25 protein-coding genes are annotated in these 25,928 nt (G+C 43.9%); 15 read left to right on the forward strand and 10 right to left on the reverse strand.

Going from position 1 to position 25,928, the window contains the following annotated elements:
* Positions 1-262 precede the first annotated feature (262 nt).
* Positions 263-1,138, reverse strand: coding sequence for a LysR substrate-binding domain-containing protein (locus tag ABFV72_RS02695; RefSeq protein WP_347162328.1), 876 nt, complete (start codon positions 1,136-1,138; stop codon positions 263-265).
* Between the two features lie 112 nt (positions 1,139-1,250).
* Between ABFV72_RS02695 and ABFV72_RS02700 the strand changes: the two genes are divergently transcribed.
* Both ABFV72_RS02700 and ABFV72_RS02705 read left to right on the forward strand, forming a co-directional pair.
* Positions 1,251-1,967 carry an SDR family oxidoreductase gene (locus ABFV72_RS02700; RefSeq protein ID WP_347162329.1) on the forward strand — a complete coding sequence of 239 codons (717 nt, stop codon included), beginning with the start codon at positions 1,251-1,253 and terminating at the stop codon, positions 1,965-1,967.
* A gap of 126 nt (positions 1,968-2,093) precedes the next feature.
* Complete coding sequence (locus tag ABFV72_RS02705; RefSeq protein ID WP_347162330.1) at positions 2,094-2,972, forward strand: DMT family transporter; 879 nt, start codon at positions 2,094-2,096, stop codon at positions 2,970-2,972.
* Here the strand turns inward: ABFV72_RS02705 and ABFV72_RS13090 are convergent.
* The 3 genes from ABFV72_RS13090 to ABFV72_RS02715 form a co-directional block, all read right to left on the reverse strand.
* Positions 2,964-3,200 (reverse strand): homocysteine S-methyltransferase family protein, encoded by a 237-nt coding sequence (locus ABFV72_RS13090; RefSeq protein ID WP_431192064.1) that lies wholly within the window; start codon positions 3,198-3,200, stop codon positions 2,964-2,966. The two genes, ABFV72_RS02705 and ABFV72_RS13090, sit on opposite strands and share 9 nt — an antisense overlap.
* Positions 3,201-3,592: 392 nt before the next feature.
* The gene (locus ABFV72_RS02710) at positions 3,593-4,927 is read right to left on the reverse strand and encodes a basic amino acid/polyamine antiporter (RefSeq protein WP_347162331.1); all 1,335 of its coding nucleotides are present in this window, start codon (positions 4,925-4,927) and stop codon (positions 3,593-3,595) included.
* 10 nt (positions 4,928-4,937) lie between these two features.
* The gene (locus tag ABFV72_RS02715; protein ID WP_347162399.1) at positions 4,938-5,894 is read right to left on the reverse strand and encodes a homocysteine S-methyltransferase family protein; all 957 of its coding nucleotides are present in this window, start codon (positions 5,892-5,894) and stop codon (positions 4,938-4,940) included.
* Between the two features lie 706 nt (positions 5,895-6,600).
* Here ABFV72_RS02715 and ABFV72_RS02720 point away from each other — a divergent pair.
* Positions 6,601-7,380, forward strand: a complete 780-nt coding sequence (locus ABFV72_RS02720; RefSeq protein WP_347162400.1) for a DUF2071 domain-containing protein — start codon at positions 6,601-6,603, stop codon at positions 7,378-7,380.
* A gap of 91 nt (positions 7,381-7,471) precedes the next feature.
* Here the strand turns inward: ABFV72_RS02720 and ABFV72_RS02725 are convergent, their stop codons facing one another.
* Both ABFV72_RS02725 and ABFV72_RS02730 read right to left on the reverse strand, forming a co-directional pair.
* On the reverse strand, positions 7,472-8,599 hold the full coding sequence (locus tag ABFV72_RS02725; RefSeq protein ID WP_347162332.1) for a zinc-binding dehydrogenase: 1,128 nt from the start codon (positions 8,597-8,599) through the stop codon (positions 7,472-7,474).
* Between the two features lie 127 nt (positions 8,600-8,726).
* Positions 8,727-9,404: a glutathione S-transferase family protein gene (locus tag ABFV72_RS02730; protein ID WP_179799421.1), complete on the reverse strand. Its 678-nt coding sequence runs from the start codon at positions 9,402-9,404 to the stop codon at positions 8,727-8,729.
* Positions 9,405-9,868: 464 nt separating this feature from the next.
* Here ABFV72_RS02730 and ABFV72_RS02735 point away from each other — a divergent pair, with 464 nt between their 5' ends.
* Complete coding sequence (locus tag ABFV72_RS02735) at positions 9,869-10,780, forward strand: LysR family transcriptional regulator (protein WP_347162333.1); 912 nt, start codon at positions 9,869-9,871, stop codon at positions 10,778-10,780.
* 97 nt (positions 10,781-10,877) lie between these two features.
* Here ABFV72_RS02735 and ABFV72_RS02740 read toward each other — a convergent pair whose 3' ends face one another.
* Positions 10,878-11,651, reverse strand: coding sequence for an IclR family transcriptional regulator (locus ABFV72_RS02740; RefSeq protein WP_347162334.1), 774 nt, complete (start codon positions 11,649-11,651; stop codon positions 10,878-10,880).
* Positions 11,652-11,874: 223 nt separating this feature from the next.
* Between ABFV72_RS02740 and ABFV72_RS02745 the strand changes: the two genes are divergently transcribed.
* From ABFV72_RS02745 to ABFV72_RS02780, 8 genes are all read left to right on the forward strand, one after another.
* A complete protein-coding gene (locus tag ABFV72_RS02745) occupies positions 11,875-12,666 on the forward strand; it encodes a putative hydro-lyase (RefSeq protein WP_347162335.1) in 792 nt (263 codons plus the stop codon).
* Positions 12,667-12,848: 182 nt separating this feature from the next.
* Positions 12,849-13,361: an acetyl-CoA carboxylase biotin carboxyl carrier protein gene (gene accB, locus ABFV72_RS02750; RefSeq protein WP_347162336.1), complete on the forward strand. Its 513-nt coding sequence runs from the start codon at positions 12,849-12,851 to the stop codon at positions 13,359-13,361.
* Between the two features lie 79 nt (positions 13,362-13,440).
* Complete coding sequence (accC, locus tag ABFV72_RS02755; protein WP_347162337.1) at positions 13,441-14,787, forward strand: acetyl-CoA carboxylase biotin carboxylase subunit; 1,347 nt, start codon at positions 13,441-13,443, stop codon at positions 14,785-14,787.
* 205 nt (positions 14,788-14,992) lie between these two features.
* Entirely contained in the window at positions 14,993-15,646 is a 654-nt protein-coding gene (pxpB, locus tag ABFV72_RS02760; protein ID WP_347162338.1) for a 5-oxoprolinase subunit PxpB, read from the forward strand.
* A gap of 52 nt (positions 15,647-15,698) precedes the next feature.
* Positions 15,699-16,622: a biotin-dependent carboxyltransferase family protein gene (locus tag ABFV72_RS02765; RefSeq protein WP_347162339.1), complete on the forward strand. Its 924-nt coding sequence runs from the start codon at positions 15,699-15,701 to the stop codon at positions 16,620-16,622.
* A complete protein-coding gene (gene pxpA, locus ABFV72_RS02770) occupies positions 16,612-17,349 on the forward strand; it encodes a 5-oxoprolinase subunit PxpA (protein ID WP_347162340.1) in 738 nt (245 codons plus the stop codon). Before ABFV72_RS02765 ends, pxpA begins: the two co-directional genes overlap by 11 nt.
* Positions 17,350-17,403: 54 nt before the next feature.
* The gene (locus ABFV72_RS02775) at positions 17,404-18,591 is read left to right on the forward strand and encodes an NRAMP family divalent metal transporter (RefSeq protein ID WP_347162341.1); all 1,188 of its coding nucleotides are present in this window, start codon (positions 17,404-17,406) and stop codon (positions 18,589-18,591) included.
* A 23-nt stretch (positions 18,592-18,614) separates the two neighbouring features.
* Positions 18,615-19,037 carry an acetyl-CoA carboxylase biotin carboxyl carrier protein gene (locus tag ABFV72_RS02780; protein WP_347162342.1) on the forward strand — a complete coding sequence of 141 codons (423 nt, stop codon included), beginning with the start codon at positions 18,615-18,617 and terminating at the stop codon, positions 19,035-19,037.
* Positions 19,038-19,150: 113 nt separating this feature from the next.
* Here the strand turns inward: ABFV72_RS02780 and cueR are convergent, their stop codons facing one another.
* Entirely contained in the window at positions 19,151-19,543 is a 393-nt protein-coding gene (gene cueR, locus ABFV72_RS02785; RefSeq protein ID WP_347162343.1) for a Cu(I)-responsive transcriptional regulator, read from the reverse strand.
* A gap of 127 nt (positions 19,544-19,670) precedes the next feature.
* The gene (locus ABFV72_RS02790) at positions 19,671-22,133 is read right to left on the reverse strand and encodes a heavy metal translocating P-type ATPase (protein WP_347162344.1); all 2,463 of its coding nucleotides are present in this window, start codon (positions 22,131-22,133) and stop codon (positions 19,671-19,673) included.
* A gap of 426 nt (positions 22,134-22,559) precedes the next feature.
* Between ABFV72_RS02790 and ABFV72_RS02795 the strand changes: the two genes are divergently transcribed.
* Positions 22,560-23,273, forward strand: coding sequence for a DarT1-associated NADAR antitoxin family protein (locus ABFV72_RS02795; RefSeq protein WP_347162345.1), 714 nt, complete (start codon positions 22,560-22,562; stop codon positions 23,271-23,273).
* 89 nt (positions 23,274-23,362) lie between these two features.
* Here ABFV72_RS02795 and ABFV72_RS02800 read toward each other — a convergent pair whose 3' ends face one another.
* Complete coding sequence (locus ABFV72_RS02800; protein WP_347162346.1) at positions 23,363-24,271, reverse strand: LysR family transcriptional regulator; 909 nt, start codon at positions 24,269-24,271, stop codon at positions 23,363-23,365.
* Between the two features lie 161 nt (positions 24,272-24,432).
* Between ABFV72_RS02800 and ABFV72_RS02805 the strand changes: the two genes are divergently transcribed.
* Positions 24,433-24,879: a DoxX family protein gene (locus ABFV72_RS02805; protein ID WP_347162347.1), complete on the forward strand. Its 447-nt coding sequence runs from the start codon at positions 24,433-24,435 to the stop codon at positions 24,877-24,879.
* Positions 24,880-24,954: 75 nt separating this feature from the next.
* The gene (locus ABFV72_RS02810) at positions 24,955-25,782 is read left to right on the forward strand and encodes a DODA-type extradiol aromatic ring-opening family dioxygenase (protein ID WP_347162348.1); all 828 of its coding nucleotides are present in this window, start codon (positions 24,955-24,957) and stop codon (positions 25,780-25,782) included.
* The last annotated feature ends 146 nt before the right edge of the window (positions 25,783-25,928 follow it).

The raw sequence follows: 25,928 nt of genomic DNA on the forward strand, positions 1-25,928 counted from the left end.
AGGTAACTGTGTTTTATTTTTGAGTTAGGGTAGGTAGTAAAAGGATAAAACGAGGAGAAAAAATGAGAAGCAAAAAAGTAGGCAAGCAAGTCTATATCAGTAGGTTGAAGCACGACTGTAGTAGGATAGAAAAGCACGACTAAAATCGTAGTTAGTTTCAGAAGCTAACTACGTTAATAAGTTTGAGATTAGATTGTTTATATTGACGCTTAACTTAATGCTTAGCTAGCCCTGACTAAATCAAGTCAGTGCTAAGCCAGTGCTAAGCTAGTGCTAAATGAGTGACACACCAGTTCCAGACAGCGTCGACAGTTGGTGTTGATGACGAACTCTTTTTGCGAACGAGATAATAATCTGGCTCGACTGTTAGCGTTGATTCACTCACTTGCACCAATCTTCCTGCATTCAAATCCGCTTGTACAAAAGCCTGACAAGCAATCGCAACGCCTTGACCCGCTAGCGCTGCATCTAAAGCCAATGCGGTTTGGTTAAATACAGCGCCGGCTAGCTTATCTGTGGTACCAAAAAATCGTGGCCAATGATGATGTGAGTCATGGAGCAATGGCATCTCTTGTAGCGCTTCAAGTGATATGGGCAGTTCTCTATTGGCCATCAAGTGAGGGCTGGCCACGGCTACGAGCGTTTGTTTGAACAGTAGCTGGGTATCAAATGCCATAGGGAATGGTGGGCGCGTCAGGCGTACCGCGATATCTACCTGATCACGGTCAAAGTCTGCAATGGACTCGGTCGCTACAGTACGCAACTCGACATCAGGGACTGCCGCAGTCAAAGCAGATAAGCGCGGCAATAATAGCTTAGTGGCAAAAGTCGGCGTCACGCTGATAGTGACAGTCTTAGGTTCTCTGAGTAGCTGAGATGTTGCTTTATCCAAAATCTTAAAAGCGCGAGTAACTTCTGCAAAGTAAATAGAACCTTGGCTATTGAGCGCCACGCCTCTTGGTAGTCTTTGAAACAACGGAAAGCCGATATGCTCCTCTAACATTCTTACCTGCTGAGCGACCGCGCCCTGTGTTACAAACAGCTCATCAGCCGCCGCCCGAAAATTAAGATGACGCCCAGCAGCCTCAAATGCACGTAAGGCATTGAGCGGTGGCAACGTACAATGGCTGTTTGGCACTTTATTTTCCTAGACTGTAGATTTTCTACAGTCTAGCATCTTTTATTATGATGTTAGGAATCTGATTTTATTGGTTATGATAAGTGAAACGATAACTAATGGAGAAAGACAGATGAATAATATTACAACGACAAAAAAAGTGGCGCTTATCACCGCAGGCGGGTCAGGCATGGGTGCTGCCGCTGCTCGTAAACTTGCAGCAGATGGTTATCATGTCACTATTTTATCTTCCTCTGGGAAAGGTGAGGCTTTAGCAAAAGAGCTGGGCGGCATTGGGGTTACTGGCTCTAACCTTATTAATGAAGATGTACAACGATTGGTTGATTCGGCGATGCAACAGTGGGGACGTATTGATGCGCTTGTAAACTCTGCTGGCCACGGCCCGCGTGCACCTATTTTAGACATCACTGATGAGGATTGGCATAAGGGGCTAGAGGTTTACTTTCTTAGTGCGGTACGTGCAATTCGTTTGGTCACGCCAATCATGGTCGCACAGGGTAGCGGTGCTATCGTCAATATATCTACCTCTTGGGTAACGCAGCCGACTGCGCTTTTTCCTACGTCAACGGCTTTTCGTGCCAGCCTTGGCGCTTTTACCAAGATTTTCTCAAATGACTATGCAGCAAAAGGTGTGCGTATTAATAATGTCTTGCCTGGCTGGATTGATAGTTTGCCTGAAGTCGATGAGCGACGTGAGAGTGTGCCGATGGGACGTTATGGCACTTCTGAAGAAATCGCCTCAACGATTGCTTTTTTGTTATCCGAAGCTGCTGGATATATCACTGGTCAGAATATACGGGTTGATGGTGGCGTCATTCGCTCTGTGTAACGAGTCAATCAATACAAGCCTATTGATACAAGATAGTTAATACCAGACTGTTAATACAAGCAATAAAACACTGTCGACGCTAGCTGTTTGAAAAAAGTAGCTCATCTATTTGTTAAGGCCAATGTTATGTTTCGAGCATATGCTGCACTGGTACTACTTGGTATCATCTGGGGGTCGAATTTTATTTTTATGAAATGGGCGACGGCTCTAATCAGCCCCTCACAAACCGTATTTTTACGCTTGCTATTTGGGTTTTTGCCATTGGTTGCCGTTGCTTTGCACAGCAAAGTAATTACTCGGGCGCAGTTACAGCATTTGCCACACTTTATAGTGATGTCAGTGCTCGCAACGTCTTTTTACTATTATGGATTTGTCGCAGGTACGGCGCTATTGCCCAGTAGCATCGCAGGTCTATTAAGTGGTTCAATCCCTATATTTACCTTTTTGGGCGCGGCGCTGTTCTTACCTGAGGAGCGTCCGACCAAGCAAATGGCGATTGGACTTGCGCTAGGATTTGCTGGTATCGCATTAAGTGCGCGACCATGGCAAGGTGCTACTGGTGTCTCTCTCATTGGCGTTTTGTGGATGTTGGCAGGGTCTCTGAGTGTGGGTGCGTCTTTTGTATATGCGCGGCGCTATCTGTCTCCTCTGAGATTGCCGCCACTGGCGTTAGCCACTTGGCAAGTGGGGTTGGCTGTCATAACGCTTTCGATACTCATCGATTTCGATGGTATAACGCAGCTATCGACAGATACTAGGGCAATATGGGGAACGATACTTGGTCTAGGTGCTTTGGGTACTGGCGCGGCTTTTTTGATTTATTATTTTATTATCGAGACGTTAGGGTCAGTGCGGGCTGCTGGTGCTACTTATATTGCCCCAGTCGTTGCTGTCATCATTGGCGCGGTAATCGGAGAGGACATCACCAGCTTAGAAATTATAGCGTTGGTACTGATTTTAAGTGGTGTCCTACTAATACAAACAGGTAGACAGGCTTCAGGGTAGCGGGAGAGAGGGTAGACTGTTAAGAATGTAATACGCATACTTATGACAAGTTAAATGTTGGCTTAATTCCTGAATATGCTCAGGGCCAATACCGCAGCAGCCACCGATTAATGAAGCGCCTTGTGAGTAACAAACCAGTTCCAGACAGCGTCGATAATTGGTGTTGATGACGAATTCTTTTTGCGAACGAGATAATAGTCTGGATCGACTGTTAGTGTTGACTCGCATAATAAATCAACTTTATCTATTCGGTCACGGTCACGGTCACGGTCACGGTCACGGTCTACAATATATTAGATGGTTACCAGTATGCCAATGATTATCCTGAGACGATCATATTAAAGTATCGGCAATAAGATATATCTTTTTATAGGATTTTGAAGCGCTATTGACTAAGTTTTAGCTATGGCATAAAGACGACTATGTAGTGGTTTTCCCTGCTCAATACTCAGTGCTTGAGATTCATGCAACTACCTGAATGATAACTACTGATATGCCTTACAACTGAATAAACAAGTCCAAAAAGTCGTTGTTTTTTGGACTTGTTTTTATTTATCACAGTTATTTTAGAAATATACTAAAAACTATATCCGCTCCTTTGCTCAACGTAAAAACAATAATTAATGTGTCTGTTTCGGCAGTGCTCTTGACTGATAGCGGCTGTAATAAAAAATCGCTAAGCCAGGTATATACAGCAGCAAGGACAACAGCAAGTTATCCACGCCAGCAGCATAAATTAGCCAGATACCATAGACACTCGCGCCCAGACCGATAGCTTTGATGCTCCAGCGTTCTGATTGTGCAAATGATACTTTGACCAAATACGCCCCGACTAAAAAGTAAGGAATCAAAATCATCGAGGTGGAGATAATCACCAAGGTGTTATAGCCTTTACCAGTCAAAAAGATCATCAGTAAGCACAGCTGCACGGTCAAACTGGTTAGTAGTAATGATGCCGTTGGCGTGCCTTGTGCGTTTTGCTTGGTAAATATACGTGGAAACGCATTGTACTTCGCCGCGGTAAACGGCACTTCAGCCGAGTAGAGAATCCAGCTCAGGTAAGATGCTAATACCGAGATGATAAGACCAATACTGATAACCCATTTACCCACATCGCCCGTCATCTGCGCCATGATGCCCGCCATCGATGGGTTACTAAGCGCTGCCACATCTACACGGCTCATGACCCCGAGAGAGAGCAGGGTAATGGCAACATATAGTACCAACGCAAACAATACACCGATGTAAGTGGCTCGGCCGATATCAGCGCGTTTTTTGGCACGCTGCGATAAGACAATCGCGCCCTCGATACCCGTAAATACCCATAGGGTGATCAGCATTGTCCCTTTGACCTGCTCCATAAAGGGCACGTCCAAAGTCGTTCCCGCGCGGTCAGCATTAAAGGTCTGCATATCAAAGGCATAATAGGCAAACACAATAAAAGCAATGAGCGGTAAACTTTTTGCCAAGGTTGCCAGCAAATTGATAAAGGCCGCTTGCTTAACGCCGCGCAGTACCAAATAATGCACCAGCCATAAAATGATAGACTCACCGACCAGCGCCCACAGCGTGTTGCCTTCACCAAAAACAATACTGGTTGGTGTATCAATAAAGCTGCCCAGCGCGGCAAACGCCACGACCAAGTAGCCAACCACACCAATCGTCGCACACAGCCAGTAACCCCATGCCGAAAAGAAGCCTGCCAAATCGCCAAACCCTGTTTTGGCATAGGTATAAATACCACCGTCTAGCTCAGGCTTGAGGCGTGACAAATGTAAAAAGCAGCCCGCGAGGAACAAAATACCCACGCCGGTGATGATCCATGCGGTAATGATGGCGTTCACGCCTGCCACTTCGGCCATGTTTTGCGGTAGGCTAAAAATACCCGCACCGACCATCGAGCTAAACACGATGGCAGTGAGCACGGTTAGCCCAATTTTTTGTCCATTTTGCATCGTGCGATCTCTATTTTGTTGAGGTGCCTGTCGTCAAAGTATCTGTTGTTAAAGTACCTGTTGTCAAAGTGCTTGTGAAATGCTGGCTCAATGCCTGAATGTGTTCAGGGCCAATACCGCAGCAACCGCCAATCAGTGATGCGCCTTGGGTTTGCCATTTTTTTGCCCAGACCAAGTATGCAGGCGGGGTTAGGTCATCGCGCACTTCATCGAGGCCATCATTCGCTGTAGCGTCTTTTGGCTGTGGTGGAAAGGCGTTGGCATATGCACCAAGTTTGATGTGCGCGGCATCCTTGTCTTGCAACACGCTTTGCGCTACATCAAGCGCTTGTTCAATCACTTCTGGCTGACAGCAGTTAAATAAGATCGCTTCTACATTGATATCTGCCATTTTTGTAACGGCTTCTTCTACCGTCTCACCTGAACGCAAACGCGGCACATCGAGATGCTCGCTGTCTTCTAGGGTGAATGAAACCCATAACGGCTTATTGTCAGTATCGAGCGTGTCCAGTAGCTCGCGAACAGCGACAGATTCAGCGATTAGGCTTTGGGTTTCTGCGAGCCAAAAGTCCACATATTCGCTCAAGCCTTTGATAAGTGGCGTGGCGATATCTTCCACATGATCGGCGTCAAACAAGTCGGCACGGTATGAGCCAAATAGCGGCGGGATGGAACCTGCAATTTTAGTGTTGCGGCCTTCCATCTCGACCGCAGCGCGCGCCATCTCGCCTGCTGAGGTAGCCAACGCTTGCGCTTGATTGGCGAAACGCTCTTCGCCAATATGAAAGGGTACGAGCGCATAGCTGTTGGTGGTGATGACCGCTGCGCCGCTTTGGATAAAGGCGCGGTGCACGTCACGGACGATCTCAGGTGCTTCTATCATTGCCAGCGCCGACCACTCAGGCTGACGAAATGGTGCGCCACGTTTGGCTAGCTCTCGACCCAAGCCGCCGTCAATAATTGTGATTGCGTCAATTGACATAATAAGTCCCTCTTTATAGTGAATAGGTACATCTACTAAGACTCTATAGTCAATCCTCTATAAAAGAGTGACAGCGTTAACCTCACTTGAAGTATCACAGTTACATCTGCGCTCGGTTGCCTTGTCTCTCTTTCAAACTGAATCAGCTATATTTTGAGAAATAGAGTTATTTAAAGGGACGAAATACTAGGCGTAATAAGGATTAGATGCAACCAAAAGTTTAGTAATAATGTTAATTGATTACTTTTGGCATCTGATTGCCTGATTTCGGTGTCGTCAGGGCAAGATTTTCTCGTTGAGGTCTATACAAATTGTGAGTAAATACGAAGTGGCGATGACTTTTAGTTAGAGACAAAAAAGCAGATACCATTCCTAGTAACTACAAGCAATTACCATAAAATTTATAGTTATTGACAATCAATTGTTTACAAGTAAGTTGTTTGATGGAATTATGAGATGGCGTCATATATAGTATTTTAAGATGTTGTAGAAGACGAAAATGTGGCAAAGTAATGGGTGAAATATTAAGAGGATTGATCACAGGTTATTGGTTTTGAATATGAGTTTCTGTAGTGCCATGTTTGAAATACCAAGGACAAACCATCCTTATTACTTTTATTGATTATTTTATCTCAAAACTTAACTGCTTCTCAACGAAGCGTTAAAACTTTAAGGAAGTATTGTGCAAGAAGTGCGTAAGTTAGCAGATTACATAACTAAGAGACCTAAGCCAAAAGGTATAGATGTTCTTTGCGGCCTGAAGCATTTCGCGATTATAACTTATGCCGTACCAGCGGATAGATTCAAAGGGCTATTTCCTGCTCGATTCAAACTAGATGTCGTAGAAATAGACGGCCAAGAGATGGGTTTAATATCGGTAGTACCTTTTATCGATGTCGACTTTACCTCAGCCGTTTTTCCTTTCCCAAAATTTACGATGGGGCAGACGAACTACCGTATTTATATCATCGATACGAAAAATGGTGAGCGCTGTGTATGGTTTCTTGGTACAACGCTCGATTCATGGACGCTAGCAGTTCCTCGATATTTATGGAATTTGCCATGGCACAGCGGAGAAGTAAACTTCGATTGTGTACTAAATGAATCAACGGGGCTGTATGAAAAGTACCATATGGAGACATCATCTAGTTGGGCGAAAGCGTCTGTTGATATCGTGCAATCAGAATCCGACGAGATGGTATTTGATGGTTTTCCTGATGCTGAGTCAGCATTGGTGTATCTAACGCATCCTCTTGCTGGGTTTTATTATCGAAGGGATAATAAAGTCGGCACCTATCGGGTCTGGCACAAGGAACTCAAAGTCAAGCCAGCAAAACTAAAATCAGCCAATTTCAAGCTTTTGTCTGATCTAGGCATCGTTGAGCAAGCCGAGCAACATACGCCTTATAGCGTATTAGTAGAGCCAATAAATGAATTTACAATCTACTTACCGCCTACCATTGTAGAGTAAGAATCTGAAAAAAGATTCCTATAACTAACAAGCACAAAAAAAAGCAGACATCATAGATATCTGCTTTTTTTAACTGTTCTTTAACTTGCAATTAGACTTGAGGCTTGATCAAGTACTTCTCACCAGTCGCCTGTTTGCCATAAGCGGCGATTGATTTTAACTGTAGCGCTTCTTCTAGGGTCACTTCATGCGTATAGCTGCTCGCAAAGGTGGTGGTGATCTCTTCTGCCACGCGTTTGCGCATAGACTGAACCGTTTCATTACCAAGTTTGCCAAGTGCATTGAATAATAAGAAACCATTCACACCCCACGCGAAACCAAAGTTACGGTTTAAGGTGATCGGACCACGGTCTAAGGCGCCATAAATATAAGCTTGTTTAAAGGTATTTGAGCCATAGACGCTGTATTCTTCTACATCACGAGTAATAGCTGCCTCCATACAGTTTAGAATATCGCTGGTGAGCTTACCGCCACCGATAGGGTCAAACGAAATCGTAGCGCCTGTTTCAGTAATCGCGGCGGTCAAATCAGCAAGGAACGTCTCGCTGCTTGAGTTCACCACATATTTTGCGCCCATATCGCGCAATAGCTTTTCTTGCGAGTCTTTACGGACGATATTCACCAAATCAACACCGTCTGCCATACAGATACGGTTTAGCATTTGACCAAGGCTAGAAGCAGCTGCTGCATGTACGATGGCTTTGTGGCCTTCAGCGCGCATGGTTTCGACCATTGCCAGTGAGGTGAGCGGGTTTACAAAAGACGATGCGGCCTCGGTAGCTGTCGTGCCGTCTTGCATTTCTATGCAGCTCCTTACATTAACACAGTGGTATTGACGATATGTACCGCCACCAATCACCGCAACCATTTTGCCCATGAGTGCTTGTGCGGCTTCTGATGAGCCTGCTGCGACGACTGTACCAGCGCCTTCGTTACCGACAGGGGTGTCTTTATTTACCCGCGTTTTGAGTGATGGCATGAATTTCGCAGGCACATCAGCGGTAATGATCGGGCTGTCATCAGTGCCTGATTGTACAGCGGTTGACATATCAGCGGCGCTGAACATCACACCAAAGTCAGAGGGGTTTAATGGCATGGCTTCCATGCGAACGACAACTTCGTCAGCACCGGGTTGCGGCATCTCGATGTCTTTTAAAGACAGGGTTAATTTGTTGTCATCACTGATGGTTGAAACCAGTTGTTTATTTTTATCGGTCATAAGATTTGCTCCTGCAAATAGTTGGATTTTTAGACCAATCCTTTTACGGTATTGGTCGTTCTTTAGGTTATTGGATTTTAGTAATTTTCTTAATGTGGCTCATTTTTAGTGACCACATTGCCACAGGTTATTTAGCGTTTGCGGCTTGGATTAGAGCTTTAACGTGTTGCATAAACTCAGGCATGTTTGCTTGACTGTCTGCCTGAACGCTTTTTGCAATGTCGGTTTCACTCATGGCTTTGTTCCATTCTTTCATTCCGTCCACTTCTGCCAATACATCCCACTCAAGCTGAGTCGCTCCAAAAGCGTTGACAATAGTGTTGACGTGATGCACATAGATGTCAGCCATGGTGAATTGCTCGCCTGCAATCCAAGGCGAAAATTGACATAAGCGATTCATAGCAATAATACCGCGGCCCAATACTTGACGGACTTCCTCTTTGACTGCGTTAGGTGCTTGAGTACCAGAAAATACATATGGAATCAGACGACGACTTGGTAGCTCAAAATACAGCTCTGCTATTTTCATAATCTGACGTACAGTCGCGCGTTCTGCTGCATCGGTAGGATATAGCGGCTTTTCAGGATATGTTTCTTCCAAAAAGTCACAAATCACGTTAGATTCTGACAGATTAAAACCGTCAGGCATGGTGATTGCAGGTACTTTACCCACTGGACTGACGGTCAGCAGATCATCACTACCAGCGTACAAAAGGTCCTCTTGGAACGGAATGCCCTTATATAAAAGAGCGTGTTTTACTATGTTGTAATAGTTGCTTGCAGCAAAGCCGTGCAAAGTAATCATAAGTCATTCTTCCATTGTTGACGTAAAAGTTATTTTTAATCGCGTTTTCATTGCAACGTTTAGGGCATGTTTGATATTCACAAATAGGCACTGCTGATTGCTAAAACGGTTCCAGACAAGGCGTAAAACGACGGTAATGCTCGTGCCTTAACTAGATTTACAACACAGTATGGGGCAGTTTTAGCATCAGCTCCAATATAAACAGAAGGAGACAGGACTATTTTTTGCCACTTCATTGTTAAAACATAGACGCTTAGAATGACTAAACTTACTATTTTTAACGTCGAACTGTCTAAAAAATAGTCTCTGTCAGTGCCATGGTCGAATATCAAGCACGCCCTAAGTTAAACACATTATTACTGGTTTTAATGTGGTTATATATAAGGAATAACGTGAATCACTATTGCTTTTAAGACAATAATAAAGCGAAAATGCTCACATATTCATCTAAATGGAGAGGTCAGTTGGATCAATTACGTGCCATCAAGTATTTCAGCAAAGTCGTAGAAACGGGCAGTTTTACTAAGGCGGCAAATGCATTCAAAGTGCCACCATCCTCACTATCGAGACGGGTATCTGATTTAGAAAAGAGCTTGGGCGCGACACTGTTAAAGCGTTCGACTCGAATCGTTAAATTGACCGAAGTAGGGCAGGTTTATTATGACGATATGCAGCAAGTACTAGATCAGCTCGAGCAAAGCAAAGAGACAGTACGCAGTTATCAAACGACGCCAATGGGGCGGTTGCGCATCAGCTCTATGGTGGGTTTTGGTGAAAAGATACTGCTACCACTGCTAGATGAGTTTGGTGAGTTGTATCCAGAGATTGTGCTAGATGTCAGTCTCAGTGATGAGCTATCGGCATTAGGACGTGACGATGTCGATATTGCGATTCGCGGGGGTTATGCACCAAATGAGCGAGTGCTTGCCATTAGGCTCATGGACAATGGGTTTATACCGGTTGCGTCGCCCAGTTATTTAGAGATGCATGGCGCACCTAGTCATGTGATGGAGTTGAAAGAACATAAAGGTCTGTATTTCAAAGCCCCAAACGGGCCAACACCTTGGCTCTGCTATGTGGACGATCAGTGGCATGATGTCTCAGGACCTGCAGTGGCAATTTCAAACAATGGACCATGGCTAGCAAAAAAGGCTTGTGATGGTGAAGGGATTTTGATGTCCACTCGATGGGCACTATCCTCATATCTTGAGTCAGGCGCATTGCAAGAGATTAAATTTGAGCATCCATTAGCAATCACGCAGCACGCTGATATGGCCGTATATCTGCTGTATCAAAAGCAGCGCTATCTAGTACCAAAAGTAAAAGCCGCCGTCGATTTCTTGGTTGAGAAGATAAAAGTAGGAAATGAGCGTTGATATAAGGGAAGTGTGCTATCTACAACCTCAAAGCATTCATATTCGTATCAACGCTTAAAAGGCTTGAGATACAATCGTTATAGCATGTTATGACAGGCTACTCATTATATTCTTGATTGAAAATAACAGATAGCTCATTGGCAGCTTCTTGCATGACAGGCACATAGCTCAGTAGCTCATCCAAAGATTTTCTGACAGTAGGACTATGAGTAAATACCGTAGCAAATGCGGGCTGTTCACCATTCGGAATCGGGACAGCACAGGCGACCATACCAGGAATAAACTCTTCATTATCTGTCCCTATCTGTGTCTTACGTACTTCAGCAATGGACGTCATGAGTTGTTTTTTGTCAGTCTGAGTATGGGTCGTGAGCGCCTGTAACGATAGTTTTTCTACAATACGCTCGCACTTATTATCTGCCAACTGCGTCAATAGTAATTTACCACTGGCACAGGCCCAGATAGGTATATTGGTTCCGGTAGGTAACTGTATTTGGACAGGCCAGTCAGATATCACACGATCGATATACACCACTTCTAAGTCTTGCAACACCGCAATCCCTACCGACTCACCAATTTTGGCAGAAAGCTGTTGTAATATCGCCAACCTTTCCGCTTTAAAAGGACTATTTTTCCACAGGTCTAAAGCTAGGTCATGCGTTCTTTTTCCGCAGGTTACTTTTCCATGCAAATCTAATTGGACAAATTGAAGCGGTTGTAGCTGATTTAACAATCGGTACATACTAGGTACAGGGATGTCCAATGTTTCTGCTAAGTCAATAACGCCCATAGGCTTAGAAGATCTAGCCAATACTTCTACGATTTGCAAAACTCGCTCGACGCTTGAGCCCTTTTTTTTGACATTATTCATAGTTCAATTTGCATCCTTAACTGTGCGTTCAAGAAGATCACTCATCATGTTCATCACATATTTCTGTATTCATATCTTGTCATATCGAAGGTGTTCTGATAAGTTACATAACGATAATAATAGTTCTCGATATATGAAATAAAATTATAAATAGCCATACCAATATAAAACAAATCATAAACTTTTATCTGCTAAAAATAATAAAGCGTAAGAGGTTGTAATAATGTTAGATTTAGCAAATATGACGCCGACAGAGGTCAGAGCGTTAATCAGTAAAAATGCACTTAACAAGCCGACTTCTGGCATGTGTAAAGGTCACATACAAGCAAACCTAGTCATAGTGCCCAAAAATTTGGCCTATGATTTTTTATTGTTTGCACAAAGAAACCCAAAGTCTTGTCCTATTTTAGATGTAACAGATGTCGGTAGTGCAGAGCCACGTCTCATGGCAAAAGGCGCAGACTTGAGGTCTGATGTCCCAAAGTATCGGATATACAAATTTGGCGAATTAGTGGCTGAGGTGTCAGATCTAAAAGACTACTGGAGAGAGGATTTGGTCTGCTTTCTTTTAGGATGTAGTTTTTCCTTTGAGTCTGCCATGCTCAATGCGTCTATTCCTATCAGACATATCGAAGACAATCACAATGTGCCAATGTATATCACAAACATAGAAACTGAGCCTGCAGGACAGTTTCATGGGAAAATGGTGGTTAGCATGCGGCCAATACCTTATCCATTAATCACTAGAGCCGTCCAAGCCACCTCTCGATTTCCGCAAGTACATGGCGCGCCTATTCATATCGGAGACCCTAGTGTCATCGGTATAACCGACATTCATGCGCCTGATTTTGGTGATGCATCCATCATAAAAGAAGGCGAAGTCCCTGTATTTTGGGCCTGCGGTGTGACGCCGCAAAGTATTGCTATGACTAGTAAGCCAGAGCTGATGATAACGCATTCACCAGGACATATGTTTATCTGCGACCCAAGAGATGAAGACTTGGCAGTTCTATAATTTCTGATGACAACAGCATTTTTAATACGCATAGAGATAATTAATTTCAAACTATTATCTTAATAAGCCAATCAATAAATTGTCACATATCGTTCAACAATCACACTTTACATACATCACTAGGTACGAATTTTTTATAAAAAATAATTGTTCACTTTCACTCTAACGGAATAGCCAATCATATGAATATCAATTTCACGGATCTTGAAAAACTGATCAAACTTGCAGAATGCGCCGATATAAAATCTCTAGAAGTCACTGACGGTGATGCACGTATTTCTATCGTTTGCCAGTCTGACGACAACCAAAGTAGCGGCAATCATATCGCTCATACTCCCAACCCAACGGCGTCTCATTCAGAGCCTCAAACCGAAACCACTCAAAATAGTACGGATAATAATACCAATGTAGACAGTGATCGTAGTGATAAAACTGCGACTACAGAGGTGGAAAAATCCCAAGTAATAGCGCCTATGCTAGGTACGTTTTATCTTCGCTCTGAGCCGACAGCAGAAGTGTTTTTTCAGGTAGGAGATAAGGTGGAAGTAGGGCAGACACTATGCATCATTGAAGCCATGAAAATGATGTACGAGGTCAAAGCAGAAACTGCGTGTACGCTTCAAGAGATTTTGGTCGATGAAGGTGATGTCGTAGAGTACGCCCAGCCCTTATTTGTTATAGAGCCAAACAGTTAAAGTCACTCAATAGCCGCTCAATATTGTATAGACGCTGTACAAACACTGTATTTGACACTATATTTTTAAGGGAATAAACATGCTCACAAAAATCTTAATTGCCAATCGCGGCGAGATTGCTCTACGTATTATCCGAGCTTGTAAGCAGCTAGGCATTCAATCAGTCATTGCCCATTCTGAATCAGACAAAGACTCGTTACCCGTGCGCCTAGCCGATGAAGCAGTATGCATCGGGCCTGCCAATGCCACGCACAGCTACCTCAACCAAAGAGCGCTGGTTTCTGCTGCAAAAATCACCAACGCACAAGCGATCCATCCAGGCTATGGCTTTTTGTCTGAAAACGCTGATTTTGCAGCCTTGATTGAAGGTTCAGGTCTCACGTTTATTGGCCCAACGGCTGACAATATCAGAAACATGGGCGACAAGGTTGAAGCCAAAAAACAAATGACGATGGCTGGCGTGCCCTGTGTACCTGGATCGAATGGCGCATTGCCTGCTGATTCAGAGCAAGTTATCAAGATTGCCAATGAGGTCGGTTATCCAGTCATTATCAAGGCGGCAAGCGGTGGCGGCGGTCGTGGGATGCGTGTGGTCGAAAAAGAAGCCGACTTACTCTCTGCGATTTCTATGACGCAAACAGAAGCCAAAGCCAATTTTGGTAGTTCCATTGTCTATCTTGAAAAATACCTACAAGCACCGCGTCATATCGAAGTGCAAGTCATGTCTGATACTCATGGTAATGCTATTTATTTAGGCGAGCGTGATTGCTCTATGCAGCGTCGTCATCAAAAAGTCATTGAAGAAGCGCCAGCACCTGGTATCACCGAAGAGCAGCGCCAAAAAATCGGCCAAGCCTGTGTCACGGCTTGTGAGCAAATGCAGTATAGAGGCGCAGGTACGTTTGAGTTTTTATATGAAAACGGCGAATTCTTCTTTATCGAGATGAATACTCGTGTGCAAGTTGAGCACACCATCACTGAGATGGTGACGGGCGTTGATATTGTGCAAGAGCAAATCAGAGTAGCTGCAGGGCTTCCATTGGCATACAAACAAAGTGATATCGCCATTACCGGACACGCTTTTGAGTGTCGTATCAATGCCGAAAACGCGCAGACATTTTTACCAAATGCCGGGCGAATAGACTACTGCCACATGCCAGCAGGGTTTGGTATCAGAGTGGATAGTCATGCTGAATCGAACTACACCGTGCCGCCATCTTATGACAGTTTAATTGCCAAGATATGTGTACAAGATCGTTCAAGAGAAAAAGCGATAGAAAAAATGCGTGCGGCATTATCAGAAGCGCAAATTACCGGTATTGATACCAATATTGGTCTGCATCAACGCCTCTTTGAAGATGAGGTGTTTTGTGAAGGGCAAATGAGCATCCATTATCTAGAACAATGGATACAAGACAATATATAAAGCAATTCTGGTCTGCAAAAATGAAAACCAAATCTGACATTAGCGTCAGAAGCGTCAGAATCAAGATATAGTCGGTTCAATATAATTTGGATACAAAGAAGGCGAGTGAAAGTACTACAAGTCGTAGACTAAGCGAGCCTGACAGCGTATCCAATTTATAGGTGATTTGACTATAGCAGATAAAAAAATAATGGAGCACGTGCTAATGGAACTACAATGGCAACTATGCAGTGAAACCAATCTCGCGTTGTTTTTCCCTAAACCAACCACCTTAGAAAAACAACAAAAATGCTGGGCTTTATCAGACAGTATCCAGAAAATGCCAGAAGTCATCGAAGTGGTGATTGGTATGAATACGCTCAGTGTGTTCATCGTGCCATTAACTTGGGCTGAGCTTACTACCTTTAAAGATAAGCTATCAGATCTGCTCAATGATATCCCTTCAAAAACCATCCAGGGCAAACACATCGAGATACCAGTGCATTATGGCGGCAAGTATGGCCCTGATTTGGTAGCCATGGCGAATGACTTAAACCTCTCGGTTGAAGCCATTGTTGAGCTACATACTAAAGCCACTTATACCGTTTACTTTATCGGTTTTCAGCCAGGGTTTCCTTATCTTGGCGGCTTGTCTGAGTCCTTATACTTCCCAAGGCATGCCGTACCTAGAACCCAAGTGCCCGCAGGCTCAGTGGGTATCGGTGGCGAGCAGACAGGGGTGTACCCTTTTGAGTCTCCAGGTGGCTGGCAGTTACTAGGCCAGACGGATACTGCTTTATTTGATTTAACCAAGACCTCTCCGACGTTGCTTAACGCAGGTGATACTTTGACATTTAAAGCGATTGATATTCATCAATAAGCGATAAATAAAAGATGCATGAATCAAAAAGACAAATCAATAGGTGGTATCAATGAAAATTTTAACCGCGAGTGCCCTTGCCAGTATTCAAGATTCGGGACGACTGGGTTACCGCAGTATGGGTGTGGGTAGAAATGGCGTGATGGACAACTGGGCGCTACAAGCTGGCAATGCTTTGATGAAAAACGAGGCCAACGAACCTGCTATTGAAATAGCACTAGGTGAGCTAACCATAAAGTTTGAAGAAAGCGTCAGCTTTTGCTTAACAGGTGCTTTATACGAGGCGTATTTAGACGACAAGCGTGTTCCTTGCTATTGGCGTATCAATGCGACAGCTGGGCAGACGCTCAAGCTTTTGCGTCCGCTACAAGGTATGTATAGCTATTTATGTGTGCACGGTGGCTTCGATATTGAGCCAGTATTACAGTCAGTTAGCACCAATCTCAAAGCAGGATTTGGCGGATTTGAAGGCAGATACCTAAAAGCCGATGATAGATTAACAGTAAAAACCGAATCAAACCTGCCTGTCATTGGGGTGGCTCGACTTGCACCAACCGATGTCATTAGAGTGATAAAAAGCAGTGAGTATGATTGCTTCACTGAGTCGTCTCAACAAGCTTTTGAAAATCAGCCTTGGAAACTACAAACCAGTAGCAACCGTATGGGTTACCGCCTTGAGGGAGCAACAGCGCTTGAGTTTAGTAAGCCTGTAGAAATGAGCTCACATGGTGTTGACATTGGTATGATTCAGGTGCCACCACAAGGACAACCGATTGTCCTAATGGCAGATGGGCAGACGACGGGTGGCTATCCTAAAATCGCAACCGTGATTCAAGCAGACATAGGTCTGATGGCACAGATTAGATTTGGCAAAGCCTGTCAGTTCGTCGTTGTGTCGTTAGAGCAGGCGCTGCGTGAACAACAGAAAAGACAACACTATATCGATCAAATAAAGGAGTATGCCAATGAAAATTGATTTAAATGCTGATGTGGCTGAAGGCTGCGGGCAAGACGATAAATTACTAACGATAGTCAGCTCAGCGAATGTCTGCTGCGGTCTTCATGCTGGTTCTTACAGCGAGATGCTAGCAACGTTGCAATTGGCGAAAGCAAACAATGTGAGCGTAGGCGCACATCCTGGTCTAAACGATAGAGAAAACTTTGGCCGTATTCATGAGCCGTTAAGTGAAGCCGACTATCGTGCTTTATTGGCATATCAGTTGGGTGCAACCAAAGCGCTCTGTGACTTGGTTGGTGTGTCATTAGACTACGTAAAACCGCATGGTGCGTTGTACAACCAAGCCGCTATTGATGAAGATTTATCAGACGTCTTGGTGAGTGAAATCAAACGATTTGATCCAAGCCTAAAGGTCATGGGTTTGTCCGGCGGCTATTTGGTTAAATCAGCTAAGAAGCATGGTTTAGAAGCCATATCAGAAGTGTTTGCTGATAGAAACTATGAAAAAGACGGCTCATTGGTCTCTCGTAGCAAAGACAGTGCCCTGATAACCGATACGGATGATGCGGTTAAGCATGTATTGCAGATGATTACTGAAGGGACTGTCACCAGTGTCTGCGGTCAAACCGTACCCGTAGAAGCGCAAAGTATCTGCCTACATGGGGATGGCGAACACGCTATTTTATTTGCACAAGAAATAAAGAAACAACTAGAGCTCAAAGGTATCACTATATCTGCCCATTAAATATCCGTTTCCTAATCATTTGATTAAATAATCCCATATAGAACAAGGATGTTTATGAGCACCATAAAAAAACACAATACCGCCATTTTAGGCGCGGCCTTCCTGATGGCCACATCAGCAGTAGGACCAGGGTTTTTGACCCAAACGGCCACATTTACCGAAAGCCTAATGGCAAGTTTCGGCTTTGTTATCTTAATCTCTATTGTTATGGACATCGGCGTCCAGCTTAACGTTTGGCGAGTAGTCGCGGTCTCCAAAAAACGTGCACAAGAAATCGCCAACTTGGTGTTTCCTGGTGTCGGTTACTTGCTCGCTTTCTTAATCATTGCGGGTGGTCTGGCTTTCAATATTGGTAATATTGGCGGTGCCGGACTTGGCATGCAGTCCATGTTTAATATGTCACCCATTACAGGCGCCCTGATCAGTGGTGTGATTGCCGTCGCCATATTTCTAGGCCGAGAAACGGGGCCTATGATGGATAAGTTCGCTCAGTTAATGGGCTTTATCCTGATTGTATTGGTCATTTATGTGGTCTTTAAATCTGATCCACCATTAGCAGAAGCCGTCAGCAAAACCATCATGCCTGACAAAATTGATGCAGTGGCTATCGTGACGCTAGTTGGCGGTACGGTTGGCGGTTATATTACTTTCTCAGGTGCGCATCGCTTATTAGAAGCAGGTGTCAGCGGAGAAGAGAATTTAAAATCAGTGACCAGAAGCTCGGTCTCTGGTATTTTGATTGCCTCTGTGATTCGCGTATTTTTATTCCTTGCAGTATTAGGCGTGGTATCTCAAGGCTTTGCATTAGACCCTGCTAACCCAGCCATGTCGCCGTTTCAGTACATTTTAGGAAATGCGGGTAAAGTTATTTTTGGTATGGTGATTTGGGCGGCTTCTGTGACCTCGGTGATTGGCGCTGCTTATACCTCTGTGTCTTTTATGACCAACTTCCATCCATTCATTGAGAAGCACAAACGCTACTTCATTATTGGTTTCATCGTGATCTCGACAATGGTGTTTGCCACTATCGGTAAACCGGCTCAAGTATTGGTATTGGTTGGTACGTTAAATGGCTTAGTGCTACCTATCGCCATGGTCATCATTCTGATTGCCGCCTACAGAAAAAATATCGTTGGCAATTATAAGCATCCGATTTGGATTGCAGCATTTGGTTGGTTAATCGCCATTGTGATGAGTATTCTAAGTGTCATGACCATTGCTAAATATCTGGGCATGAGCTAAAAAATTAAGTTAAGGAATGTATTATGGATATAGAGCAAATAGCACGTGTGGTCAAACTGGTTGAAAGCAGTCAGCTGCACGAAGTCACGATTGCAGACAACGGGCAGTCTATTAAAGTGGTTAATAATCTAGGTGCGCAGAATAATGTGAGCGCTAGTCCTATAGAGGCCACGACTACTCATGAGCCTGAACAGACTAGTAGTGATGTCTTGCAAGTAGGTGCTACCTATGTAGGGCAGGTCTACTTAAGTGAAGACGATGCAACAGACAATTTGGTCAAAGAAGGCGACCATATTCAAAAAGGTCAGACCGTTTGCTTCATTGATGAATTGACTCGTTTGCAGCCAGTGATTAGTAATAAAGAAGGTGTGGTCACGGCAGTTTTGGTTGAAAGTGGCCAGAACGTTGAATACGGACAGCCTATTTTTGAGTTAGCTCGTAGTTAAAGACAGTTAACGTAGTTTTGGTTAAGAAAAAATCTAAACCCTTTAAGCGTCATTTGTCGCTTAAAGGGTTTTTTATGTGCTGGGTATTAGCTGCATCGTGTATTTTATATAAGCTATTTAGCTTGCCCAAGATCCTCTAAGATAGCGCACTCTGCATTATCATCGCCTGCACAGTTATCAAAAGAATTCTGTAGCGAATTGACCATCTCCTGCAATTGAGTGATTTTTTGGTTTAACGTTTCGATATGCTCTTGTGTCAACTGCTTAACATCCGCGCTCTGACGGCTGGCATTTTTGCGCAGATATAGTAACTCTTTCATTTGCTTGGATGAGAACCCCAAGTCACGAGAATGTTTTAAAAAGCATAAGTCGTCTATATCGTCTTTAGAATACAAGCGATAACCTGAGTTCGAGCGATTTACGGTTTCTAGCAAGCCAATCTGCTCATAGTAGCGAATCATTTTGGTAGAGATACCTGATTGCTTTGATGCTTGACCAATATTCATATTTATCCTTCTAACTTAAAAAGGGACTTAAATAACAAAAGGGTTTAAATAACCTGTGTATTTAAACCCTATATGGATAACTTTTACGATTCTACATTCACTCTGTAGCGGTTTAGTAGTTCGCTGACTATACTTTAAAGTACTTGAGGCGTAACGCATTACCCAATACGAAAACGGAAGACAGCGCCATTGCGCCTGCCGCAAAAATGGGTGAGAGCAGGATACCAAATGCTGGATACAAGACACCTGCGGCAATCGGAATCAAGGCGACATTATAAATAAATGCCCAAGCCAGATTTTGTCTGATATTACTGATGGTGGCTTTACTCAAGGCAATTGCAGTAGGCACACCTTGCAGACTACCTGACATTAGCACCACTTCAGCCGCCTCAATCGCTACGTCTGTGCCTGTACCAATGGCCAATCCAACATCGGATTGAGCCAATGCAGGGGCATCATTGATACCGTCACCGACAAATGCCATTCGGCCATATTGTTCTTGCAACTGGCGTATTGCATCTACCTTGCCTTCGGGTAATACTTCTGCTACTACCTGATCAATATTTAATTTTGCGGCAATCGCTTGGGCGGTATGGCGATTATCACCTGTAATCATGGCCACTTTTAAGCCTAACTGATGTAGTGCGGCGATGGCGGCATGAGTCGTCTCTTTAATAGGGTCGGCAACGGCGATGATAGCGGCCAACTGCTGATCAATAGATACATAGAGCGGGGTTTTACCTTCTTGCCCCAAACGTAGCGCGTCTTGTTCAAAAGGCGCAACATCAAGCCCCAATTGCTGCATGTAACGATCCGCGCCAATATGAATCACTTGGCCTGCCACGTTTGCTTGGATACCCAAACCTGTCATCGCCTCAAAGTCAGTGATAGGAAGCAGTTGAATATTCTGTTGCTCTGCGGCTTGTACAATGGCTAAGGCAATGGGATGCTCAGATTTTGCTTCAACCGATGCCACCACACGTAAGACTTGTTCTTTCTCAAATCCTTGTTGGACTTGAAAATCCGTTAAGGTAGGTTTGCCTTCAGTCAATGTGCCTGTTTTATCAACGGCAACCACGCTCACATCTTGAAGCATTTGTAGCGCTTCACCTTTACGGAATAGCACGCCCAATTCTGCACCACGACCCGTACCGACCATAATAGAGGTGGGGGTGGCTAATCCCATTGCACAAGGGCAGGCTACAATAAGCACGGCAACCGCATTGATTAAACCAAAGGTTAAGGCAGGGTCAGGGCCAAAAATCAACCAAACTATAAAGGTCAATGCTGATAAAAACATCACCGCTGGTACAAACCACATGGTGACTTTATCCACCAATGCTTGAATCGGTAATTTAGAGCCTTGGGCTTGTTCCACCATACAAATGATTTGTGCCAATACGGAATCTTTACCAATGGCTGTTGCCCGAATATTCACGGTGCCGTTTTGATTGATAGTACCGCCGACCACTTGATCACTGGCTTGTTTTTTTACAGGGACAGGTTCACCAGTGATCATAGATTCGTCAATATAACTGTGACCGTCAACGACTTCGCCATCGATAGGCACACGCTCACCTGGACGGATTTCAACTATCATTTTTGCGGTGATATCTTCTACAGGGACTTCAATGACTTTGCCATCTTGGTGTACTCGGGCAGTCTTTGCCTGCATGCCTACTAAATGCTGAATGGCTTGAAAAGTACGACCTTTAGCCTTTGCTTCAAAATAACGACCTAATAATATCAAGCTTACAATCATGGCAGCAGCTTCGTAATAGACGTGCACCGTGCCTTCAGGTAGCGCTTGCGGGATAAAGGTCGCTATTAGAGAGAACCCATATGCTGCGATGGTACCAATCGCCACTAGCGAATTCATATCTGGCGCAAAACGCAATAGGGCTGGCACGCCTTTTTGATAAAAGCGTCGGCCTGGAAAGAGTAGTACCAATGTGGTCAAAACAAACTGTATCAACCAACTTTGCTGAGTGCCGAGGTTATTCACCACCCACATATGAAAGGCGGGAATCATATGCGAGCCCATTGCTAGAATGAATACGGGCAGTGACAACAGCGCAGAAAGTCCTAAATCTCGTTTAAGCTGATTTTGCTCTGAGGCTTTTTTATCTTGTCGATCACTTTGGTCTTGTTCTACCAGTTTGGCCTCGTAGCCCGCTTTTTTAACGGCCTCAATTAAGTCGCTCGTTTGTATTTGAGCATCGCCTTTAATCCAAGCGCGTTCAGTCGCAAGGTTTACAGTAGCTTGTTGCACGCCAGCGACTTTTGCCAAGGATTTTTCTACTCGTCCAACGCAAGAGGCACAGCTCATGCCTTCTATAGATAGCTCAATAGGCTTGGTTTCAGTCACCTTATAGCCTGCGCGCTCTACCGCTTTGTTTAACTGGGCGACATCTAAAGGCTGAGATGAATAAACAGTCGCCTGTTCAGTGGCAAGATTTACCTCGGCGTTTTCAACGTGCTCAATATTTTTTAATTGTTTTTCGATACGCCCAACACAAGACGCGCAACTCATGCCTTCAATGCTCAGCACTTCTTGATAAGTAGGGACTTTAGTATTTTTTGTTTTCATAACAATCTCTGTCGTTTTTAATTCTGTTTTTAATCGTATTTTTGATTCTATAGTGACAGCATATAGGTTGACATCATGGTAAGGTCAAGCGTATTTCTTTGAATGTTTTTAAACCCGTTTATAGTAGCGTCTTATATTCGTTGTTAAGCTTAAAATAGCTCGATTATGGTTTATTGTTGAAGGTATGGCGGCATTAATTCTAAAATAGGGCAGGATAAATGACTAATAATAAGATAAACTGCCCAGCGAGCGCTGATAGGGTTCAATAACTCTCGATTAATTCACTGTATTTGGCTGCTAGCGAATAAAACAACAATAATAAGAAATGCTGCTAGCAATGACAGAGTACGTCGTCAACAGCAGGTGATATCAGCACCGTTAACACAAAATATTTATACAAGACCATTGATATTAAGGCACATCACTATGGAAGAAGTACCAAATACGATAGAACAAAGACCCGTATTCATGCCCAAAGTCAACAGTGACAATTTGGTAAAAACGGATATGGTTATGTTTGAGCGGCATGTGGGATTTGCGAGCAGACAAAAGAAAAAATCCATCAATGACCTACAACAAGTCATTCGCAAAAAGTATGGCTTTAAGCATGTTTTAGAGCTGTCTAGCAAATCTGGTAATAAGCTAAGTTTTCCGCTAAGTCCGTTTAGCTTAAAAATTACCGATGAGCATGATGGCAATCCATATAGTATCGAAAATGCTTTTCAAGCCAGTATGGTTTTTGAAGATGGTGGTCCTTATACGGATTTGCTAACAGTAGCGCCAAGACAAGCCCGAAAGGATGAGCGATTGATGACCTCGGGCGAGCTCATTGGTTACAACTACTTTGGTATGGAATGGGGCGTAGAGCCGTTAACAACATTTTATGATTGGCTGTACGTGAATGCGCTCAAGCAAAACCCTCAGCTGCATGAGGAAGTGATTCAATATCAAGGGTTTACTGATATTACTTTTAATCCTAAAAAATCTATCCATAGTGCAGCGTATGCGTTGGCGCTGTTTGTGGCACTGCATAAACGAGAGTTGCTCGATAATGTTGAAGACCCAATGGCATTCTATGACTTATGCAATAATTTTAAAATCAGCAATACTGAGCACCTACTAGAAGAAGGTTGGATCTGATTATTAAGTCAGCGCTTGCTTAAGTTTGCTTGAACCGAAAGCTACGATACATAATGTGTCGTAGTTTTTTTATGTCTCTATGTTTAGAGCTATATATGCTCATCCCAATACGGCGGCGTGCCATAGTAGTTGGTCATAAAGTCGATAAAGCATCTGACTTTGTGAGGTAGTAGTTTTCTATGGGCGTAGACGGCATACAACCCTAAAGGGCTAGGTTCATATTCTGGCAACACTACCACCAATTTGCCAGTACTTAATGCTTCGCTAGCAATAAAAGTCGGCTGTAATATCAACCCTCCGCCTGCAATAGCTGCTTCAACGAGTACGTCGCCATTGTTACTATGGAAAACGCTACGTTCTTTGAATTGTTTGGTCTTTAGGTATTTGTAGATTTGACCCTTAGTTTCGACATTCATATAGCTATAATGCAAATAGCGATGCGATTCTAAATCCTCAAGCTGCTTAGGGGTTCCATGAGTTTTGAGGTACTCGGGCGAGGCGCATAATACCACGCGAATCGGAGCAATCTGCTTGGCGATAAGCGACGAGCTTTGGAGCTGTCCGATACGCAGGGCAATATCAAAGCCTTCTTCAACGATATCTACTTTTCGATCACTCAACTGCAAATCAACGGTAACTGACGGATAGCGCTCCTGAAAATCAGTGATGAGTTTTGCCATATGCTTTAAGGCAAAGGACACGGGCGCACTGATGCGTAGGACGCCTTTGGGATGCTGCTGTAAGCCGCCTAACTGCGATGCCATCTCATCAATACTCAATAAAATCTGCTGCGCATGTGTAAAGTATTGACTGCCAGCTTCAGTCAGGCTGACTTTGCGTGTAGTACGGTTGAGCAGGCGAGTATGTAGTTCCTCCTCTAGCTTTGCTACATATTTGCTTACTAGCTGCGGCGAGAGCTGCATCGTAATAGCCGCTTTGCTAAAGCTACCTTCTGTCACTACCGCGACGAAAGCGCGCATGGCATCGATTCTATCCATGTCTGTCCCTATATTTCTCTTGATATCAAATCCATTATAAACAGTATGTTGATAATTATTCAATATAACTGAGCTTACTCTTTTATAGCGTTGATAGTAAAGTGTGCCTATATCATTTTCGACACTATTTATTCTAATCATACCTTATGGAGTAAGCATCAATGAAATCATCACTATTAAATACTGTTTTGACATCAAAAGCTGGAGCAGCGGCCTTAGTGCTTCGTGTACCCGTTGGCCTGATTTTAGCAGCCCATGGCGCCCAAAAACTATTTGGTTGGTTCGGTGGCAATGGATTAACAGGTACGGCTCAATGGTTGAGCAGTATGGGTATGGATCCGGGTTATTTGATGGCGATACTAGCAGGCGGTGCTGAGTTCTTCGGTGGTCTGGCTCTGGTGTTAGGTTTGCTAACCAGACCAGCGGCTTTGGCCGCAGCCTTTACCATGTTGGTGGCTATTTTTTCTGTCCATATTAGCAATGGGCTATTTGCTGATAATGGTGGTTATGAATACGCATTAACATTGATGGTGGCTACGCTTGCCCTAGCTATTCAAGGTGGCGGTTCCCTCAGTATGGATAAAGTATTATCAGAAAAATTAGGCTAGGTTTTATAATTGTAAATGGGATTATTCAATTATTAGTGAAAATAGCCATTTAAGACAAGCAACAAGGGGAAAGCCATGACAACACTTTTATCTAATGAGCCAGTCAGCCAGCCTGTACTGTTTATACCGCATGGTGCAGGGCCTTGTTTTTTTATGGATTGGCAACCAGCGGATACGTGGCATGAGATGGCAACTTTTTTAAAGGGCATTTCTGCTCGTTTGCCTGAGCGACCAAAGGCTATCTTAATCATTAGTGCGCATTGGCAAACGGCTGAGTTTAGTAACACCGCTGGCAAGCAACCTGATCTCATTTATGATTATTATGGCTTTCCTGAGCATACTTATAGTTTGACTTATCCAGCCTCAGGCGCGCCAGCATTGGCGGAGCAAGTCAGTAGTCTACTGACAGAGACCGGGGTAGGTAATAAACAAGATGCGGAGCGCGGTTTTGATCATGGGGTATTTATACCGCTTAAGCTAATGTTCCCTGAGGCAGATATTCCAGTGGTGCAGCTATCTTTGCGTCATGATTTAGACCCACAAGCGCATTTGGCTGCTGGTCAGGCATTGGTGTCATTACGTACAGAGGGTGTGCTAATCGTCGGTAGCGGCATGAGCTTTCATAATATGCGCGGTTATGGCGATACCAGTTTTACTGAACCATCAGAGCGTTTTGATGAATGGCTAACGAATACTGTGGAATTAGCAGATCCGGATAAACGACTTGCGGCATTGGCCAATTGGAAAAATGCTCCTCACGCGCTTGACTCACATCCATTAGGGGCAGAGGAGCATTTGTTACCGCTTATGATAGCGGTGGGTGCAGCAGGATGTGACAAAGGGCACAAGATTTACTCCCAGCAAGTGCTAAAAACGCAGTTGTCTGCCTTTCAGTTTGGCTAGATATTACTTTTTCATTTCATCTCAAATCGTTAGTCTGAATTTTCTAGACGTATATGAGCTCACCATAACGTTATAAAACCCTTACGTTTATCTTATAAAAATTTTGACCAGAGCACGGTATTATTCTAAGGAACAGTAAGCTTCAG

It is taken from the genome of Psychrobacter proteolyticus, assembly GCF_039762275.1.
In the GTDB taxonomy this organism is placed as follows: Bacteria; Pseudomonadota; Gammaproteobacteria; order Pseudomonadales; family Moraxellaceae; genus Psychrobacter; species Psychrobacter proteolyticus_C.

Coding starts and splice junctions, on each gene's coding strand:
- ABFV72_RS02700 (WP_347162329.1), top strand. CDS start 1,251: ATGAATAATATTACAACGACAAAAAAAGTGGCGCTTATCACCGCAGGC.
- ABFV72_RS02705 (WP_347162330.1), top strand. CDS start 2,094: ATGTTTCGAGCATATGCTGCACTGGTACTACTTGGTATCATCTGGGGG.
- ABFV72_RS13090 (WP_431192064.1), bottom strand. CDS start 3,200: ATGCGAGTCAACACTAACAGTCGATCCAGACTATTATCTCGTTCGCAA.
- ABFV72_RS02710 (WP_347162331.1), bottom strand. CDS start 4,927: ATGCAAAATGGACAAAAAATTGGGCTAACCGTGCTCACTGCCATCGTG.
- ABFV72_RS02725 (WP_347162332.1), bottom strand. CDS start 8,599: ATGACCGATAAAAATAAACAACTGGTTTCAACCATCAGTGATGACAAC.
- ABFV72_RS02730 (WP_179799421.1), bottom strand. CDS start 9,404: ATGATTACTTTGCACGGCTTTGCTGCAAGCAACTATTACAACATAGTA.
- ABFV72_RS02740 (WP_347162334.1), bottom strand. CDS start 11,651: ATGAATAATGTCAAAAAAAAGGGCTCAAGCGTCGAGCGAGTTTTGCAA.
- ABFV72_RS02745 (WP_347162335.1), top strand. CDS start 11,875: ATGTTAGATTTAGCAAATATGACGCCGACAGAGGTCAGAGCGTTAATC.
- accB (WP_347162336.1), top strand. CDS start 12,849: ATGAATATCAATTTCACGGATCTTGAAAAACTGATCAAACTTGCAGAA.
- accC (WP_347162337.1), top strand. CDS start 13,441: ATGCTCACAAAAATCTTAATTGCCAATCGCGGCGAGATTGCTCTACGT.
- pxpB (WP_347162338.1), top strand. CDS start 14,993: ATGGAACTACAATGGCAACTATGCAGTGAAACCAATCTCGCGTTGTTT.
- ABFV72_RS02765 (WP_347162339.1), top strand. CDS start 15,699: ATGAAAATTTTAACCGCGAGTGCCCTTGCCAGTATTCAAGATTCGGGA.
- pxpA (WP_347162340.1), top strand. CDS start 16,612: ATGAAAATTGATTTAAATGCTGATGTGGCTGAAGGCTGCGGGCAAGAC.
- ABFV72_RS02775 (WP_347162341.1), top strand. CDS start 17,404: ATGAGCACCATAAAAAAACACAATACCGCCATTTTAGGCGCGGCCTTC.
- ABFV72_RS02780 (WP_347162342.1), top strand. CDS start 18,615: ATGGATATAGAGCAAATAGCACGTGTGGTCAAACTGGTTGAAAGCAGT.
- cueR (WP_347162343.1), bottom strand. CDS start 19,543: ATGAATATTGGTCAAGCATCAAAGCAATCAGGTATCTCTACCAAAATG.
- ABFV72_RS02790 (WP_347162344.1), bottom strand. CDS start 22,133: ATGAAAACAAAAAATACTAAAGTCCCTACTTATCAAGAAGTGCTGAGC.
- ABFV72_RS02795 (WP_347162345.1), top strand. CDS start 22,560: ATGGAAGAAGTACCAAATACGATAGAACAAAGACCCGTATTCATGCCC.
- ABFV72_RS02800 (WP_347162346.1), bottom strand. CDS start 24,271: ATGGATAGAATCGATGCCATGCGCGCTTTCGTCGCGGTAGTGACAGAA.
- ABFV72_RS02805 (WP_347162347.1), top strand. CDS start 24,433: ATGAAATCATCACTATTAAATACTGTTTTGACATCAAAAGCTGGAGCA.
- ABFV72_RS02810 (WP_347162348.1), top strand. CDS start 24,955: ATGACAACACTTTTATCTAATGAGCCAGTCAGCCAGCCTGTACTGTTT.